The sequence below is a fragment of the Methylobacterium trifolii genome, from assembly GCF_022179685.1.
Taxonomy (GTDB): domain Bacteria; phylum Pseudomonadota; class Alphaproteobacteria; order Rhizobiales; family Beijerinckiaceae; genus Methylobacterium; species Methylobacterium trifolii.
The window spans coordinates 1-1708 of record NZ_BPRB01000420.1 but is presented as its reverse complement, the minus strand read 5'-3'; the positions used below and the strand labels follow the sequence as shown (position 1 = coordinate 1708).

Below are 1708 nucleotides of genomic sequence, written 5' to 3'. Positions count from 1 at the left end.
TCTGAGTCAGTGCACTAGTGTCGAGCGCCAGACACTACGAGGGTGCCCCCATGACCACTCGACGAGAACTCCTGGGCGGTATTGCTGCCTCGGTCTATCTGACGGCCCTTGCACCTGCAAAGCTTTCTGCCGCGTCCCATGAACCTGGATTTTTCGCAGCGAAAGACATCGCCGAAGCCGGTTTGATTTTTGGTCTTCCGATCGTCATGAACTATGGCGAAATGTACGAATTCGTTGTCGATAAATCATCGAGCCAATACAAGGCGCCCTTCAACGTTTTGAAAAACGAGGCCAACGTCTTTACCTACAAAGACACAGCGGTTGTAACGCCAAACAGTGACACGCCCTACTCGCTTCTATGGATGGATTTGCGTGCTGAACCGATGGTGATCTCGGTTCCTGCGATTGACCGGCGGCGCTACTATTCCATCCAGCTTTGCGACAGCAGTACCTACAATTACGGTTACATCGGAACTCGTGCGACCGGCACCGATGCGGGCGACTACATGGTCGTTGGTCCCGATTGGAAGGGTGAAACGCCTCCAGGCATTCGCAAGATTTTCCGTTCCGGCGCGACGCTTTCCATCGCGATTTTCCGGACCCAACTGTTCGGGCCTGCTGATCTCGACAACCTGAAGCAGGTGCAGACCGGTTTTGGGGCAGTCCCCTTGTCCACGTATCTGAAGCAGCCGTCCCCACCGGCCGCGCCAACCGTCACGTTTCCGATATTCACCAAGGAACTCGCAAAGAAAAACTTCTTCGAGTACCTCGATTTCATGCTTGAATTTATACCGGCTGCTGCCAACGAAAGTGACATTCGAGCAAAGCTTGCCAGCATCGGTGTTGGCCCCGGCAAAACGTTCAAGTTCCAAGACCTTCCTTTAGAAGCCAAAATTGAGATCGGCCTTGGCATGAAGCAAGGTCAGGACAAAGTTGAAGCTGCCTTAACCAAGGCAGGTACCGTCATAAACGGATGGAATGTCAGCGGCTTATTCGGAGACAGCCAGCACTTCGACGGCGATTGGCTTATGCGCGCCGCAGCCGCGCAAGGCGGCATCTATGGCAACTCGCCGGAAGAGGCGATGTACCCGTTCACGCGAACGGACAGCAGCGGCAAGACGCTGGACGGTGCCACCAACAACTACACCATCACCTTCGCGGCTGACCACCTTCCCCCCGTTGACGCATTCTGGTCAATCACGATGTACGACGGGAAAACGCAGCTTCTCATCGAAAATCCGATCGATCGGTATCTCATCAACACGCCGATGATGGACACCTTGAAGAGGGACGCTGACGGCGCTCTGACGCTCTACATCCAGAACAAGTCCCCCGGTGCCGAGCACGAGGCCAACTGGCTTCCCGCCCCCGCAGGGCCGATATATCTCGTGATGCGCCTCTACTGGCCGAAGCAGTCGCCGCCTTCAATCTTGCCGGTTGGGAAGGGCACTTGGCAGCCCCCCGGCATCGCTGTGGCTGCATGAACGAACAACTGCGTTCTGGACACGGCGGAAAGCTGCGAGCAGCGAGGTCTGGTCGGGAGCGGGGCGTCCGCTTCTGGACGAAGGGTCAAGGTCCGGTTGCCACACGCAGCCGACTTTGAGCGGCGGCCGACAAATAACTGCGTCCGGGAAGCCCGGACGATCCTCGGCATGCCCGACCTGGGCCGAAACCGGAGACGGCCCGAGAGGACACCTCGAAGAACCCC

At 57.2% G+C, this 1708-nt stretch carries 1 protein-coding gene; it reads left to right on the top strand.

Annotation, left to right across the window (positions count from 1 at the left end; all coding sequences use genetic code 11):
* Positions 1-50 precede the first annotated feature (50 nt).
* Positions 51-1484: a DUF1254 domain-containing protein gene (locus COGEMETH_RS25485; protein ID WP_238185449.1), complete on the top strand. Its 1434-nt coding sequence runs from the start codon at positions 51-53 to the stop codon at positions 1482-1484.
* Positions 1485-1708: the final 224 nt, after the last annotated feature.